The organism is Neorhizobium phenanthreniclasticum (assembly GCF_040066075.1).
GTDB lineage: Bacteria > Pseudomonadota > Alphaproteobacteria > Rhizobiales > Rhizobiaceae > Neorhizobium > Neorhizobium petrolearium.
Genome location: NZ_JBEAAL010000099.1, coordinates 1 through 711, shown reverse-complemented (window position 1 = coordinate 711; position 711 = coordinate 1). Strand labels below are relative to the sequence as shown.

The window sequence follows — 711 nt, the reverse complement described above, 5'->3', positions numbered from 1 at the left end:
CCTTCGTCAGGATGTAGGCTTCCGCCTTGAACTTCTTGTGCGGCTTCACAGAACCCGGCTTGCACAGAATCTGGCCGCGCTCGACGCCGTTGCGGTCGACACCACGCAGCAGCGCGCCGATGTTGTCACCGGCCTGGCCCTGATCGAGCAGCTTGCGGAACATCTCGACGCCCGTGCAGGTCGTCTTCGTCGTCGGACGGATGCCGACGATCTCGACTTCCTCACCGACCTTGATGATGCCACGCTCGACGCGGCCCGTCACAACCGTACCGCGGCCCGAGATCGAGAACACGTCTTCGATCGGCATCAGGAACGGCTGGTCGATCGGACGCTCCGGCGTCGGGATGTATGCGTCAACCGCAGCCATCAGCTCGCGGATCGCATCTTCGCCGATCTTCTTGTCGCTGTCTTCAAGCGCAGCAAGCGCCGAACCCTTGATGATCGGGATGTCGTCGCCCGGGAAGTCGTAGGACGACAGAAGTTCGCGAACTTCCAGCTCGACCAGCTCGAGAAGCTCGGCGTCGTCAACCTGGTCGACCTTGTTCAGGAACACAACGATCGCCGGAACGCCGACCTGGCGGGCCAGCAGGATGTGTTCGCGCGTCTGCGGCATCGGGCCGTCGGCAGCCGAAACAACCAGGATCGCGCCGTCCATCTGCGCAGCACCCGTGATCATGTTCTTAACATAGTCGGCGTGGCCGGGGCAGTCGA

General features: G+C 62.9%; 1 protein-coding gene. It reads right to left on the bottom strand.

Translation table 11 applies throughout. The features are described 5' to 3' along the window. A partial coding sequence (locus ABK249_RS34065) for a GTP-binding protein (RefSeq protein WP_348864937.1) occupies nucleotides 1-711 on the bottom strand: 711 nt, incomplete at both ends.